This is a genomic window from Pseudomonas sp. No.21 (assembly GCF_054558415.1).
Genome location: NZ_BAAJNO010000025.1, coordinates 30,667 through 42,421 on the forward strand (window position 1 = coordinate 30,667; position 11,755 = coordinate 42,421).

Here is an 11,755-nt window from a genome sequence, read left to right on the forward strand (position 1 = left end):
ATGCCCCGCATCGGCTGTCATTTCGACGAAGCGGTGCATGAGCTGCCGACAGCCGCTGGCAAAATCTTTACCATTCCACCCCTGGCCGCGCCCGTCGGGACGAGCGCCTGACGACGGCACCGGCCTATCCTGAATGAACTCGACCCCGACCCTGAACGGGGCAGCCGCCTTGCAGAGGAGATAACCCCCATGACCCAGGTGCTGGACGATCTGGTCGCCTTGCTGAGCCTCGAATCCATCGAGGAGAACCTCTTCCGTGGCGTCAGCCAGGACCTGGGATTCCGCCAGCTGTTCGGTGGCCAGGTGCTCGGCCAGTCGCTGTCGGCGGCCAGCCAGACGGTGGAGGACGAGCGCCATGTGCACTCCCTGCACGGCTACTTCCTGCGCCCGGGCGATGCATCCCTGCCGGTGGTCTACACCGTGGACCGGGTGCGCGATGGCGGCAGCTTCAGCACCCGGCGGGTGACGGCGATCCAGAAGGGCCAGCCGATCTTCACCTGCAGCGCGTCGTTTCAGTCCGACGAGGGGGGCTTCGAGCACCAGATCGCCATGCCCGAGGTGCCCGGCCCGGAGAACCTGCCTTCGGAACTGGAGATCACCCGGCAGAACGCCCACCTGATCTCCGAGCGCATGCGCGACAAGTTCCTCTGCGACAAGCCGATCGAGATCCGCCCGGTCACCGCCAACAACCCCTACGACCCGAAGCCGGGCGAGCCGGTGAAGCACGTCTGGTTCCGCGCCGACGGCAACCTCCCGGACATCCGCGCCATCCACAAGTACGTGCTGGCCTATGCCTCGGACTTCGGCCTGCTGACCACCTCGATGCTGCCCCACGGGGTTTCGGTGTGGCAGAAGTTCATGCAGGTGGCCAGCCTCGACCATTCGCTGTGGTTCCACCGTGACCTGCGCGCGGACGACTGGCTGCTGTACTCCATGGACAGCCCCTGGTCCGGTAACGCCCGCGGCTTCTCTCGCGGCAGCATCTTCAACCGCGCCGGCCAGCTGGTGGCCTCGGTGGCCCAGGAAGGGCTGACCCGCGTGCGCGAAGACTGGAAGTAACTCCCCGCGCCGCGCCGTAGGAGCGAGCTCTGCTCGCGAAGCGCTCCGCCGAGTGGGCCACGGCGTATGGCCCGACTCCGTTGGTGGACATGAAAAGCGATGTCCACCCTACGCCCGGAATGCCCCGGTGCCCCACGACGAGCGGGCTCGCGTAGGGTGGATGACGCTCTTTTCATCCACCAACCGGTGTGCCCGGCCTGCACCCTGGGCGAGTTTTGCACCGCATGGGTTTCGCTGCGCTCTACCCATCCTACGTGTGCCTTGCAGGTGCTTCGTAGGATGGGTAGAGCCGTGCGAAACCCATCACCTCGGTATCCCAGGCGTCCCCAAGGCCGACCTCAGGACAACTGCTGCTTCAACGCATCGCCCTGGCCGAGCACGCGGGGCATGTCGTCGTAGCGAATCCACCACTGGCCCTGCCATTCCATGAGGTTGATCTGGTGGTGGCCCTGCCATTTCAGCAGGCGGCGGCGGGGCTGGTGGTCGGGCGCGCGTTGCTGGTCGCGCAGGGCGGGGAGCACTTCCTGGGTTATCCACTGGCGCAGGCTGCTGTTTTCCGGGTGGTAGAAGTTGACCAGCAGCAGGGCGTGCAGCCCGCTTTCGTTCACCAGCAGCTCTTCGGTGAATTGCCCGGCCTCGTGACGCAGGGTTTCCAGGCGCCACTGGTCGGCGTCCAGCTTGGCGGTGATGCGCATGTCGAGGCGGCTGTTGGTGAGGCGGGCGAGGTCGCGGCAGCAGAACCAGGGCAGGCCGTCGATCAGCACGACGTGGAGGGGGCGGCGGAAGCGGACGAAGCGGGTGGCGGTGCGGTAGTCAGTCATGGCGCACCTCCGGGCGGGCGGTGCGGTGGATGACGGGGTGTTGCGACTGGATGGCTCTCATATCCCAGGACTCCTTTCTGGAAGAGGAGCCGCCACCGGCATGAGGGTGGCGGACCGTGCGAGGCTAGAGACCCCGGCAAATACGCAAACCGGATGGGCTGATGCCCGTCCCGCACGGTCCGCCATAGACGGCCAGAAGACCCGGCCCGTGAGGGCTGATCTCTGCTATGGCGTGTTGTGCGTATTTTGTAACACGGGGGCTCTAATCCCGGTCATGACCAAGGCCACGACGGGGCAAGAAGCTACTCAGAGGTTTTGTAGGACGGCAATGCAGTTGCCTTGTAGGAATTCCCTCAGCCCGATAGGCAATCCGCAGAGGCCTGGCAAACAGGCTGTAGGAAACGGTGAAGCGACTTATCGCCAATTGAAATTTCCAGAGGGACTTCAGGGCGCGCCGGGCATAAGGATGCATGCTGGCTATTTGCTCTTTATTTCGTAAGAAAATCGCCATTATTCAATTGGGCGTATTTCTTACAAAACGCAGAAAATCCACTGAATTCAGTGGCTTGCGTGATTGGCGCCAGGAGGATGGCAGGGTGTGCCGGACAGCTGGCATTTCCGGGTTTTTGATCGCCGCAGAATTTCTACTACGGTCCCTTTCATTGGTACACAAGTACTCATGGAGTCTTGGGTGTTGTAGGAGTTTTCATAAATGAATCGCGCTCAGTTTTTGATTTCGTCCCTGGTGCTTCTGCCTCTGTCGTCGTCTCTGGAGGCTGCGGGGACGGTCCAGGGGCAGTTGGGTGTGCAACTCGTCATCGGCGCCGGCTGCACCGTGAACAACGGCAGCAACAACGGCAGCGCGAACACATTCGGCAGCATCGCCTTCGGCACCTATCCCAGCTTGAACAGCATCATCGAGGCGCAGTCCGTGGGCTCCTCGGCGGGCAGTTCGTTCGGGGTGACCTGCAACATCGGCACCAACTATTCGGTGGCCCTGGATTCGGGCCTGCACGCCACCGGCAACCAGCGCAACATGAGCGCCGGTGCCACCGACGTGATCGCCTACAACCTCTACAAGGAGGCCGGGCGCACGACCCTCTGGGGCAACGGCAGCAACGGCGGCACCGCCCTGGCCGGCACCGGCACCGGCGCCAACCAGGAACTGGTCGTCTACGGCCGCGTGCCGCCGCAGACGACACCCGCCACCGGCACCTATACCGACACCGTCCAGGTGACCATCACCTGGTAGCGGGCGCGCCGGGGCCGTTGCCCCGCCGCCGATGATCATTGCGACACGGAAGTACGAATCACCCCCAGGAACCGCCATGGTCTGCCGTCGCGACAGCAAGTGGATATGGCTGGTGCTGATGGTTTCGACGGCGGCCAGCCCGTCGATCCATGCCGCCAGCAAGAGCGCCACCGTAGGGATCACCGCCGAAGTGTTGCCGGCCTGCAGTGCCGGAAGCACCGTCCCCGCGACCCTCGGCCAGTTCGGCACCCTGGATTTCGGCACCCACCTCGACCTCGCCGCGCAGGTCACCGTGGTCGGCACGGCTGGGGCCGGCGCGCTGCGGGTCAACTGCCTGGCCAGCACGCCCTATCGCGTGCTGATCAGCGCCGGCGGCAGTGGCAACGTCAATGCCCGCCGCATGACCGGGCCCGCCGCCGCCCAGGTCAGCTACAACCTCTACACCTCCGCCACCTACGCGACCGTCTGGGACAACAGCATCGGCGTCACCGGCACCGGCAACGGGCAGGACCAGCTGCTGCCGGTGTACGGCCGCGTGCCGGTGCAGGCCACGCCGCTGTCGGGCACCTACACCGACACGGTCACCGTCACGGTGAGCTGGTGATGGGGCGCCTGCCGGCGTTCGCCTGCCTGGCGCTGCTGCCGGGCCTGCCGTGCCTCGCGGACACGGGCACCAACGAGTTGCAGATCACCCAGCTGTTCGAGATCAAGGCCGCGGTCACCGCCGGCTGCGTGCTGGGCAGTGGCAGCAGCGACGTGACCACCTACGGCAGCATCAACTTCGGCCAGGTCAGCACCCTGCCCAGCGACGTGACCCGGGTGAGCACCGTGGGCAACGGTTCGATCCAGCTGCAATGCACGCCCGGCACGGCACTGACCATTGCCATCAATGCCGGGCTCAACACCGCCAGCGTCAGCGGCGGGCGCTACATGATCAAGGGCGCCGAGACCCTGCGCTACCAGCTGTACAAGGACGCCGGCTACAGCGCGGTGTGGGGGGATGGCAGCAACGGCGCCACGGCCCTGAGCGTGAGCTACAGCGCCACCAGCGGCACCCAGTCCTACCCGATCTACGCGCGGCTGTTCGCCGTGGGCAGCATGCCCAGCGCCGGCATCTACAACGACACGGTGACGGTCACCGTCAGCTATTGAAGGGGGGAACACCCATGCAGCGAACCGCCCGTGGACATGGCCTGCGCACCGGCGCCCGCGCCGCCCTGCTGGGACTCGCCCTGACGGCGGCAGGCGATGCCCATGCGGCCAGCTCGGTGCTGATCTGGCCGATCAACCCGACCATCGAGGCCGAGCAGAAGGCCGCCGCGCTGTGGCTGGAGAACCGTGGCCAGCAGCCGGTGGGCCTGCAGGTGCGGGTGATGGCCTGGCGCCAGGGCGATTTCGACGACCGGCTCGATGCGCAACGCAGTGTGATCGGCAGCCCGCCGGTGGTGACCATCGCGCCGGGCAAGCGGCAGATGATCCGCCTGATCGCCACCCAGCCTGCGCCGGCCGGCACCGAGCAGGCCTACCGGGTGCTGGTGGACGAGATGCTGCAGCCCGACGCGGTGGCCGATCCGCAGCTGGGGGTCAAGTTCCAGATGCGCTATTCGGTGCCGCTGTTCGTCTTCGGCACGGGCGTGGCGCCGGCGCCGGTGCCGGTGCCGGTGCCGGTGCCGGGGGCCAAGCCCCGGGAGGGCGTGCAGGTGCTGCAGCCGAAGCTCAGCTACCAGGTGCGCCAGGAAGGCGGGCGGCACTACCTGTTCCTGAGCAACCAGGGGGCGGCCCATGCGCGGCTGTCCAAGGTCTCGGTGCGCCAGGGGAGCGCCCGCACGCTGATCGCCGACGGCCTGCTGGGCTATGTGCTGCCCGGCGCGCAGATGCGCTGGCAGCTGCCGGACGGGGTGCCCGGCGGCAATTTCGTGCTGGAGGCGCGGATCAACGAACAGGCCGAGCCCCAGCCGATCCCGTTGCAGTGATCCGCAGCAGGCCGGTCGTCGGGGGATGGCGCGCAACGGGGGGCTCGGGCGCAACGGGGGCACGCGGGCCTGGCACCCGTGGGGCGGGCTCGCCCTCGCCGTGCTGCTCGGCAGCGCGCCCTGGGCGGCCGAGTCGCCGGGCGGCGGCGCGGCGGCCGTCCCGGGCGCCGACGCCACGGCGCCGGAAGCGGGCGCCATGCCCGGTGAGTACAGCCTCTATCTGGAGCTGCTGGTGAACGAGATGGCCACCGACAAGGTGGTGCCGGTGAGCGTCCGCGATGGCCGCTATTTCGTCGATGCCGAGGACCTGCGCGGCGTCGGCGTGCGGCTGCCCGAGGGCGCCAGCGGGCCGCAGGCCCTGGATGCCATCGAGGGCCTGGGCAGCGAGTACGACCAGGAGCTGCAACGCCTGAAGCTGACGCTGCCCAGCGAGTGGCTGCCGCGCCAGGAGGTGGGCGACACCAGCGTGTATGCGCGCACGCCGGCCCGTGCCGACTTCGGGGCGCTGTTCAACTACGACCTCTACTACACCGACAGCGATGCCGGGGAGCGCTACGCCAGTACCTGGCTGGAGCAGCGCCTGTTCGGCGGCTTCGGCACCCTGGGCAACACCGGTGTGTACCGCAAGAGCTTCGGTGACAGCGAAGGCGAGGGCGACGGCTACGTGCGCTACGACACGCTGTGGACCTTCAACGACCAGGACAGCCTGCGCAGCGTGCAGGTGGGCGACCTGGTCACCGGCGCGCTGACCTGGAACAGCGCGGTGCGGGTCGGTGGCGTGCAGGTCTCGCGCAACTTCGCCCTGCGTCCGGACCTGGTCACCTACCCGCTGCCACGCTTCAGCGGCGACGCCGCGGTGCCGAGCACGGTGGACCTGTTCATCAACAATGCGCGGGTCAGCAGTGACGACCTGCAGCCCGGGCCCTTCACCGTCAGCAACGTGCCGTACATCAGCGGTGCGGGCACCGCCACGGTGGTCACCACCGATGCCCTCGGCCGGCAGGTCTCCACCGACGTGCCCTTCTACGTTACCAACACGCTGCTGCAGAAGGGCCTCTACGACTATTCCCTGGGGGCGGGCAAGCTGCGCGAGGACTACGGGCTGGAGAGCTTCTCCTACGGCAGCAGCGTGGGCACCGGCACCTTCCGCTACGGCATCAGCGATGCCTTCACCCTGGAGACCCACGCCGAGCTGGGCGAGGCGCTGCGCCTGGGCGGGCTCGGCGGCACCTTCGGGCTGGGCAACTGGGGCACCCTCGGCACCTCGGTGTCCGAGAGCGCCTACGACGGCCTGCGCGGCCGCCAGGCCAGCCTCGGCTACAGCTACTACTCGCCGTGGTTCGGCTTCGCCTTCCAGCGCGTGCAGCGCAGCTCGGGCTTCGTCGACGTCAGCCAGGTCAGCGCCCTGGAGCTGGGGCGCGAGGAGCTCGGCCTGGCGCGGCGTACCGACCAGGTGACCTTCTCGGTGAGCCCGGAGCCGGTCGGCAGCCTGGGCATCGGCTACTTCGCCAGCGAGGCCCGCAGCGGCGAGCGCACCCGCGTGGTCAACCTGTCCTGGTCGCGCAGCCTGTGGGCCAACAGCAGCCTGTACGTGTCGATGAACCGCGAGCTGGGCACCTCGGGCTACTCGGCCCTGGTGCAGCTGATCATGCCGTTCGACGTGCTCTCCACCTTCAGCGCCAGCGTGGAGCGCGACACCGGCGGCCAGTACCGCGAGCGCGTCCGCTACGGGCGCACCGCGCCCAGCCAGGGGGGCGTCGGCTACAACCTCAGCTACGCCGCCGGCGGTGGCCGCTACAAGCAGGCCGACCTGACCTGGCGCACGCCCTACACCCAGCTGCAGGTGGGCCTGTACGACAACGACGGCGAGCGCACCCAGTGGGGCGATGTCAGCGGCTCGCTGGTGTGGATGGACGGCGGGGTGTTCCCCAGCAACCGCATCAACGACGCCTTCGTCCTGGTCAGCACCTCGGGCTACGCCGACGTGCCGGTGAACTTCGAGCACCAGTTGCTGGGCCGCACCGACAGCCGTGGCCACCTGCTGGTGCCCTGGGTGCCGTCCTATTACCGCGCCAACTACGAGATCGACCCGCTGGGGCTGCCGGGCAACGTGCGCATCGCCGAGGTTTCCCAGGAGATCGCCGTGCACCAGGGCAGCGGCGCGCTGCTGGAGTTCCCCATGGAGCGCGTGGTGGCGGCCAGCATCCTGCTCATCGACGTGCGCGGCCAGGTGCTGCCGCGCGGCAGCCTGGCGCGGGTCGAGGGGCGAGGCCTGGAGGCCTACGTGGGCTGGGACGGGCTGGTGTATTTCGAGGGGCTGGAACAACGCAACGCGCTGCGCGTGGAGTTGCCCGATGGCAGCCACTGCGCGGTGACGGTGGAACTGAAGACGCTGGACGAGGAGCTCTCGCAGGTCGGCCCGCTGACCTGCCGCTGATCCGTCCGAACGAGGACCGAACCATGGATGCGAAGCGCACGATCGTCCCCCTGCTGTTGCTGCTGGCGCTCTGGCTGGGGGCGGGCCGCGCCTGGGCGGTGTGCACCACGGTCAACCCGGCGGTGAGCCTGGGCAGCGTGAGCTCCTTCACCCTGAACGCTTCCGCGCAGGGCAACCTGGGCGGTGCGGGGCTGACCTGCGCATCGTTCCTCGCCCTGCTGGCGGCCAACTACGTGCAGGTCACCCTGCAGTCCGCCGCGCCGGTGCTCAGCGACGGCAATGGCAACAGCATTCCGCTGAAGGTGTTCGTCAGCAACGGCGGCGCCGAGATCACCCCGGGCTCGACGGTGCAGCTGAGCAGCCTGGCGGTGCTGGCGCTGCTGACCAACGCCACCACCGGCATCAACCTGTACTTCCAGGCCCAGGCCGCCAACGTGCCCGCCGGCACCTACAGCGCCTCGGTGGTGTTCACCTGGCGCTATGCGATCTGCGAGTCCGGCGTGCTCAGCCTGTGCAACTGGCAACGCAGCCCGGGCGTCACCCAGAACTGCCCGGCGGGCCTGTGCGGTGCGCCGACCAACTGGGGCACGGGGGTGACCGCCACCAGCACCGTGACCATCGTGGTCACCAAGGCCTGCGCCCTGAACAGCTACCAGAACGTCGACCTCGGCAGCCAGGCGCTGGTCAGCCAGTTCACCTCGGTGACCCGGGCCATCACCCTGACCTGCACCAGCGACGAGGGCTACCTGGTCAGCTTCGACAACGGCCAGAACTACCAGGCGCCCTGGCGACGCATGGCCAGCGGAGCCAACCGCCTGGGCTACAACATCTACTTCCCCAACACCACGACCGTGTGGAACACCACGCAGAACCTGTCGCAGAAGGGCACGGGGCTGCAGCAGACGGTGAACTTCCAGGTGACCGTCGACCCCACGCAGGCCAACGTGCCGGTGGGCACCTACATCGACAACGTGACCCTGATCATCAACTACTGACGGGCGGGGACGGTGTAACCTTGCGCGCTGTTCCCGAACCCGACGGAGTAGAGACATGGGCCTGGCGCAGTTCCGCCACTGGGTGTTCGACATGGACGGCACCCTCACCGTCGCCGTCCACGATTTCGCCGCGATCCGCCGCGAGCTGGCGATCCCCCCGGAGGACGACATCCTCCATCACCTCGCCGCGCTGCCCGCCGAGGAGGCACGCGCCAAGCACGCCTGGCTGCTGGAGCACGAGCGCGAACTGGCGGTGAACGCCCGTCCGGCGGCCGGCGCCGTCGAGCTGGTGCGCACGCTGCACGAGCGCGGTGTGCGCCTCGGCATCCTCACCCGCAACGCCCGCGAGCTGGCGCTGTTGACGCTGGCCGCCATCGGCCTGGACGACTGCTTCGCCGCCGCCGACATCCTCGGCCGCGACGAGGCGCCACCCAAGCCGCACCCGGGCGGGCTGCAGCACCTGGCCACGCGCTGGCGCGTGGCGGCGAGCGAGATGGTGATGGTGGGCGACTACCGCTTCGACCTCGATTGCGGCCGCGCCGCCGGGACCGCCACGGTGCTGGTCAACCTGCCGGAGAACCCCTGGCCGGAGCTCACCGACTGGTACGCCGAGGATTGCGCGCAGCTGCTGCTGTTGGCGCGGTAGTTGGGGGAGAGACTTCGTGCCGTGCGAAACCCATCAAGGGCCCTGCACGGTTCTACAGGTCCCGTGCGGTGAAGGTGTCGCAACGGTTGATGTCGCCGCGCTCGAAGCCGGTCTTGAACCAGCGCATCCGCTGCGCCGAGGTGCCGTGGGTGAAGGAGTCGGGCACCACCTGGCCGCGTGCCTGCTTCTGCAGGCGGTCGTCGCCGATGGCATTGGCGGCGTTGAGGGCTTCTTCCAGGTCGCCGGGTTCCAGCCAGTCCAGGCGTTTCTGCGCGTGGAAGGCCCAGACGCCGGCCAGGCAGTCGGCCTGGAGCTCCTGGCGCACCAGCAGGCCGCCGGCGCCTTCCATCTTCTCGCCCCGCTGGCGCGCGGCGTTCACCTTGGCCGAGACACCGAGCAGGGTCTGCACGTGGTGGCCGACCTCGTGGGCGATCACGTAGGCCTGGGCGAAGTCGCCGGCGGCGGAGAAGCGCTGGGACATCTCGCGGAAGAAGTCGAGGTCCAGGTACACCTGGCGGTCGCCGGGGCAGTAGAAGGGGCCGACCGCCGAGGAGGCGAAGCCGCAGGCCGACTGCACGCCGCCGTTGAACAGCACCAGCTTCGGTTCCTGGTACTGGCGGCCGCCCTGCTGGAAGAGGGCCTGCCAGGTGTCCTCGGTGTCGCCGAGCACGGCGCGGACGAACTCCACTTCCTGGTCGTCGCCCGGCGCTGCACCGCTGTGCGGGGGCGCGGTGGACAGCCCGGCCTGGCCGGCGAGCTGGCCGAGGATGGTCAGCGGGTCCTCGCCCATCAGCAGGCCGATCACCACGACCAGGGCGATGCCGCCGAGCCCGATGCTCTTGCCTCCGCCCAGGCGCATGCCGCCGCCACTGCCGCGTGCATCCACCACGTTGTCGCTGCGTCTCGCCCGTTGCCAGCGCATGTGCCGATCCTTGTTCTTGTCGAGGCATTGAGTGTCGTAGCTGGCGGCAGGAGGCGCCAGCCCGGTCGTCAGGCGAGCCGGGCGGGAGCCACCAGCAGGCGGGCCTGGGCCAGCAGCTGCACGGCCCCGCCGACATGCACCTGGCCGCTGTCGTCCACGCGCACGTCGAGCCGGCTGGGGCGGTCGAGGAAGCGGCCCTGGTTGAGGGCGAAGCCCGGGCCGCGCGGCTCCAGGCCCTTGTCCACCAGCCAGGCGGCGACCGGGCCGGCGGCGCTGCCGGTGGCGATGTCCTCGACCACGCCGAGGGGGTCCCAGGTGCGGCCTTCGCGGGCGTCGACGTCGAGGAGGAAGACGAAGGCGGCGCCGATGGCCGCGAGTTCGGCTTCCAGCTCGCGCTGCTGGCGCGCGCGGGCCAGGCCGGCGGCGGTCACCGGCAGCAGCAGGTAGGGCAGCCCGGTGCTGACGACCCGGGGCGCATGGCGTCGGTCCCACTCGCTGGCGAAGGCGGCGGCGAAGGCCTCGGCAGCCTGCGCGTCGAGCTCGGCACCGAAGGCGGCGACGCCCTGGTTCATCTCGGCGTAGAAGCCCTCGCCCTGGCGGCGGGTGGCCAGGGTGACGCGCTTCTCGGGCAGTTGCAGCGCCCATTCGGCATGCTCGCCGGGGGCGTGCAGGTGGTGCAGCAGGGCGGCGGCACCGAGGATGGGGTGGCCGGCGAAGGGCAGCTCCTCTTCCACGGTGAACACCCGCGCGGCGAACTCGCCGGGCCCGGTGCCCGGCTCCAGGAAGATCGACTCGAACTGGCGCAGCTCGCGGGTCAGGCCCTGCATGGCCGTGCCCGAAAGGCCGCGGGCATCGGGGAAGACCGCCAGGCCATTGCCTGCCAGTACGCGTTCGGCGAATACATCGACCTGCCAGTAATCCATGTTCGGCTCCGTGAAATGCACGCGGCCGCCCTGGGGCGACCGCGCTGGGAAAGGGGCGCTCAGTGTGCCGGATATTCGGCCAGCACGCTCTCGCCGCCCTGGGCCGAGACGCCGATCACCTGGTAGGCGTCCTGCATGCCGTCCATCTCCATGCCCGGCGAGCCCATGGGCATGCCCGGCACGGCGGCGCCGACCAGGTCCTGGCGCGCGCGCAGTGCCAGCACGTCCCTGGCCGGCACGTGGCCCTCGACGAACTTGCCGTCGATCACGCCGGTGTGGCACGAGCCCAGGCGGTGGGGCACGCCGAGGCGGGCCTTGACCGAGGCCATGTCGTTCTCGACGTGGTCGTTGACCTGGATGCCGTTGTCACGCAGGTGGCTGATCCAGGCCTTGCAGCAGCCGCAGTTGGGGTCGCGGTAGACGTCCATGGAAACGGTCTCCGCCGCCTGGGCGAACAGCGGGGCGAAGAACAGGGAGGCGAGAAGAACGCGGCGCATGGGAAAACTCCTGAACGTGAAATGGGCGACAGCTTATGCCTGTCGCCGCTGCGCTGCGCGCTGCGGCTGTTACGGGATGTACGCCGGTAGACCGGGGGCGGTTTTTTTCGAGGCCGGCGCGCGCGTCGCCCTCGTAGGATGGGTAGAGCGGAGCGAAACCCATCGATGGGGCGTACCAGGGATGCCGGCGTGCCGCCCGTGACTCCGCCTGGTGGAGGTGAAAAGCGACC

12 protein-coding genes are annotated in these 11,755 nt (G+C 68.8%); 8 read left to right on the forward strand and 4 right to left on the reverse strand.

Annotated elements, in window-relative coordinates:
- The first annotated feature begins 189 nt into the window (after window positions 1-189).
- Window positions 190-1,059 (forward strand): acyl-CoA thioesterase II, encoded by an 870-nt coding sequence (tesB, locus tag ACYJSS_RS29830; RefSeq protein WP_043245046.1) that lies wholly within the window; start codon window positions 190-192, stop codon window positions 1,057-1,059.
- Between the two features lie 338 nt (window positions 1,060-1,397).
- On the opposite strand, the gene ACYJSS_RS29835 is transcribed toward tesB, so the two are convergent.
- Window positions 1,398-1,880, reverse strand: a complete 483-nt coding sequence (locus tag ACYJSS_RS29835; protein WP_111259663.1) for a BRO-N domain-containing protein — start codon at window positions 1,878-1,880, stop codon at window positions 1,398-1,400.
- Window positions 1,881-2,592: 712 nt separating this feature from the next.
- On the opposite strand from ACYJSS_RS29835, the gene ACYJSS_RS29840 reads away from it, so the two are divergent.
- From ACYJSS_RS29840 to ACYJSS_RS29870, 7 genes are all read left to right on the forward strand, one after another.
- The gene (locus ACYJSS_RS29840) at window positions 2,593-3,132 is read left to right on the forward strand and encodes a Csu type fimbrial protein (RefSeq protein WP_043245050.1); all 540 of its coding nucleotides are present in this window, start codon (window positions 2,593-2,595) and stop codon (window positions 3,130-3,132) included.
- Window positions 3,133-3,250: 118 nt separating this feature from the next.
- Complete coding sequence (locus ACYJSS_RS29845) at window positions 3,251-3,736, forward strand: Csu type fimbrial protein (protein WP_043245056.1); 486 nt, start codon at window positions 3,251-3,253, stop codon at window positions 3,734-3,736.
- A complete protein-coding gene (locus ACYJSS_RS29850) occupies window positions 3,736-4,284 on the forward strand; it encodes a Csu type fimbrial protein (RefSeq protein WP_043245051.1) in 549 nt (182 codons plus the stop codon). The genes ACYJSS_RS29845 and ACYJSS_RS29850 overlap by 1 nt, the downstream gene beginning before the upstream one ends.
- A gap of 41 nt (window positions 4,285-4,325) precedes the next feature.
- Window positions 4,326-5,105 (forward strand): fimbrial biogenesis chaperone, encoded by a 780-nt coding sequence (locus tag ACYJSS_RS29855; RefSeq protein WP_373875165.1) that lies wholly within the window; start codon window positions 4,326-4,328, stop codon window positions 5,103-5,105.
- A gap of 25 nt (window positions 5,106-5,130) precedes the next feature.
- Entirely contained in the window at window positions 5,131-7,542 is a 2,412-nt protein-coding gene (locus tag ACYJSS_RS29860; RefSeq protein WP_111259665.1) for a fimbria/pilus outer membrane usher protein, read from the forward strand.
- Window positions 7,543-7,565: 23 nt separating this feature from the next.
- Window positions 7,566-8,537: a Csu type fimbrial protein gene (locus ACYJSS_RS29865; protein WP_043247162.1), complete on the forward strand. Its 972-nt coding sequence runs from the start codon at window positions 7,566-7,568 to the stop codon at window positions 8,535-8,537.
- Window positions 8,538-8,592: 55 nt separating this feature from the next.
- Window positions 8,593-9,183, forward strand: a complete 591-nt coding sequence (locus ACYJSS_RS29870) for an HAD family hydrolase (RefSeq protein ID WP_043247160.1) — start codon at window positions 8,593-8,595, stop codon at window positions 9,181-9,183.
- Between the two features lie 52 nt (window positions 9,184-9,235).
- Here the strand turns inward: ACYJSS_RS29870 and ypfJ are convergent, their stop codons facing one another.
- The 3 genes from ypfJ to ACYJSS_RS29885 all read right to left on the reverse strand — a co-directional run bounded on the left by ypfJ (window position 9,236) and on the right by ACYJSS_RS29885 (window position 11,525).
- The gene (ypfJ, locus tag ACYJSS_RS29875) at window positions 9,236-10,105 is read right to left on the reverse strand and encodes a KPN_02809 family neutral zinc metallopeptidase (RefSeq protein ID WP_111259666.1); all 870 of its coding nucleotides are present in this window, start codon (window positions 10,103-10,105) and stop codon (window positions 9,236-9,238) included.
- A gap of 68 nt (window positions 10,106-10,173) precedes the next feature.
- Window positions 10,174-11,028: a PhzF family phenazine biosynthesis protein gene (locus ACYJSS_RS29880; protein WP_111259667.1), complete on the reverse strand. Its 855-nt coding sequence runs from the start codon at window positions 11,026-11,028 to the stop codon at window positions 10,174-10,176.
- 59 nt (window positions 11,029-11,087) lie between these two features.
- Complete coding sequence (locus ACYJSS_RS29885; protein WP_111259668.1) at window positions 11,088-11,525, reverse strand: DUF411 domain-containing protein; 438 nt, start codon at window positions 11,523-11,525, stop codon at window positions 11,088-11,090.
- Between the last annotated feature and the right edge of the window lie 230 nt (window positions 11,526-11,755).

What these genes read in the sequence shown, in the direction of transcription:
- tesB (WP_043245046.1), top strand. Translation starts at nt 190, where the DNA reads ATGACCCAGGTGCTGGACGATCTGGTCGCCTTGCTGAGCCTCGAATCC.
- ACYJSS_RS29835 (WP_111259663.1), bottom strand. Translation starts at nt 1,880, where the DNA reads ATGACTGACTACCGCACCGCCACCCGCTTCGTCCGCTTCCGCCGCCCC.
- ACYJSS_RS29840 (WP_043245050.1), top strand. Translation starts at nt 2,593, where the DNA reads ATGAATCGCGCTCAGTTTTTGATTTCGTCCCTGGTGCTTCTGCCTCTG.
- ACYJSS_RS29845 (WP_043245056.1), top strand. Translation starts at nt 3,251, where the DNA reads ATGGTTTCGACGGCGGCCAGCCCGTCGATCCATGCCGCCAGCAAGAGC.
- ACYJSS_RS29850 (WP_043245051.1), top strand. Translation starts at nt 3,736, where the DNA reads ATGGGGCGCCTGCCGGCGTTCGCCTGCCTGGCGCTGCTGCCGGGCCTG.
- ACYJSS_RS29860 (WP_111259665.1), top strand. Translation starts at nt 5,131, where the DNA reads ATGGCGCGCAACGGGGGGCTCGGGCGCAACGGGGGCACGCGGGCCTGG.
- ACYJSS_RS29865 (WP_043247162.1), top strand. Translation starts at nt 7,566, where the DNA reads ATGGATGCGAAGCGCACGATCGTCCCCCTGCTGTTGCTGCTGGCGCTC.
- ACYJSS_RS29870 (WP_043247160.1), top strand. Translation starts at nt 8,593, where the DNA reads ATGGGCCTGGCGCAGTTCCGCCACTGGGTGTTCGACATGGACGGCACC.
- ypfJ (WP_111259666.1), bottom strand. Translation starts at nt 10,105, where the DNA reads ATGCGCTGGCAACGGGCGAGACGCAGCGACAACGTGGTGGATGCACGC.
- ACYJSS_RS29880 (WP_111259667.1), bottom strand. Translation starts at nt 11,028, where the DNA reads ATGGATTACTGGCAGGTCGATGTATTCGCCGAACGCGTACTGGCAGGC.
- ACYJSS_RS29885 (WP_111259668.1), bottom strand. Translation starts at nt 11,525, where the DNA reads ATGCGCCGCGTTCTTCTCGCCTCCCTGTTCTTCGCCCCGCTGTTCGCC.